The sequence below is a fragment of the Nonomuraea turkmeniaca genome (assembly GCF_005889735.1).
Taxonomy (GTDB): Bacteria; Actinomycetota; Actinomycetes; order Streptosporangiales; family Streptosporangiaceae; genus Nonomuraea; species Nonomuraea turkmeniaca.
On sequence record NZ_VCKY01000524.1, the window covers coordinates 1 to 1593 of the forward strand.

A 1593-nucleotide genomic window follows, 5' to 3' on the forward strand; every position below is an offset into this window, starting at 1 on the left:
TGTGCCTGAACGTCGAGGTGCTCTCCAGCGACGGCATGTCCATCGAGATGCGCGACACCGACGAGGACGTCTTCCGCGCCGCGGAGGAACTCGGCATCGATCTGTCCCGGCGTGAGCCGAGCAGCGTCGAGGAGGTCTGAGCGCCTTACGGCTTCTGAGCGCGCGCCGTGTGGTTTTCGGGCCACGGCCATGATCGCCATCCGGGGCACCTCCGCCACGTACAGGCCGTCCCGCCGGTACACGACCGGCCGGGACGGCGTGGCGGCGTCCCCGCGTAGGCGGAGGCCGCCGCGGTGCCCTGATGCGAGGCGCTGCGGAAACTGGGAGTCAGCGTGTTGTCTGGTCCCGGCCGGTCAGCCAGCCGAGGCGTTCGGACATGGTCCGGGCTGAGTTGACGGCGGTACGGACATGTCGGGACTCGTCACCGGCCCGCCACAGGATGGACCACGGATAGGTCGACACGGGTTCGACCAACGGCCGCCACATGATCCCGGGCAGCGCCGAGATGCACGAGGACGGCACGCAGTACAGGCAACGCCCCTGGCTCACCAGATCGGCCGCGGCCCGGACGTCCAGCTCGGCGAACGGGTGGTCGCCGGGAACCAGGACCCCAAGAGGGTCCCGGCGGAACAGCAGGGAGGCCACCTCTGGCGGCGCGAGAGCCGCTCTGCCGATCCCCACATCCAGCCGGCCGTCGATGAGCAGCCGGTACTGCTCCGGAACCCCCACCTCGATCTGGTGGATCACCAGATCCGGCTGCCGGGCCTGTGCTTCGTGCAGAATCTGCGGCATCGAGTCGTAGCCGGAGTCGATGATGCCCACACGCAACGTCGGTGAGGAGCCCATCGCGTTGCGTGCCGCCGTCGTCGCTCGCTCGACGTGAGCCAGGATCTGGCGGGCCTCGGCGAGGAGCACCGTTCCCGAGGCGGTCAGACTGACATGATGCGTACTGCGCTCCAGGAGCACGACCCCCAGTTCGCGCTCCAACCGCTGGATCTGCTGGCTCAGCGCGGACTGCACGATGTGCTCACGCGCCGCCGCCCGGCCGAAGTGCAATTCCTCGGCCAAGGTCACGAAGTAACGAAGCTGGCGCAGCTCCATGCCGGCAGGTCCCTATCAATCCCGCACAACTTCGAACGAGGCTTCCTCCCGCGATCGTGCCAGATCGGCGCGACGGCCACCATCTCGGGGGCGGGGCACCGGCACTCCGCTCACACAACGCGGCGATGTACGAAACGCCATCTCCGGCCCGACGGCGGGTGCTGGATCGTCATCATGACGGCAACGGGACCGGGACCCGTTCGGGCTCGCTTTCGGTGGTGAAGACGAGCCCGAGCTCGTCGACGGCGACCTTGACGATCTGGCCGGACTGGAGCTCGCCGTAGAGGATCTTCTCGGACAGGGAGTCCTCCAGCTCGCGCTGGATCGTCCGCCGCAGCGGACGGGCGCCCATGACGGGGTCGTAGCCGCGGTCGGCCAGCAGCTGCTTGGCGTCGGGCGAGACGTCGAGCCCCATGTCGCGGTCCTTCAGCCGGGCGTCGACCTGGGCGAGCATCAGATCCACGATCTTGATGATCTCGGCCGGCGTCAGCT

At 68.5% G+C, this 1593-nt stretch carries 1 protein-coding gene and 1 pseudogene; both read right to left on the reverse strand.

From position 1 onward, the window contains the following. Nucleotides 1–327 precede the first annotated feature (327 nt). Entirely contained in the window at nucleotides 328–1101 is a 774-nt protein-coding gene (locus tag ETD86_RS59545) for a LysR family transcriptional regulator (RefSeq protein WP_138674375.1), read from the reverse strand. A 172-nt stretch (nucleotides 1102–1273) separates the two neighbouring features. Beyond that, nucleotides 1274–1593 (reverse strand): annotated as a pseudogene (locus ETD86_RS54270) (hypothetical protein); the annotation flags it as partial.

Bases quoted from the DNA above. Each gene is read 5' to 3' on its own strand.
- ETD86_RS59545 (WP_138674375.1), bottom strand. From the start codon at position 1,101: ATGGAGCTGCGCCAGCTTCGTTACTTCGTGACCTTGGCCGAGGAATTG.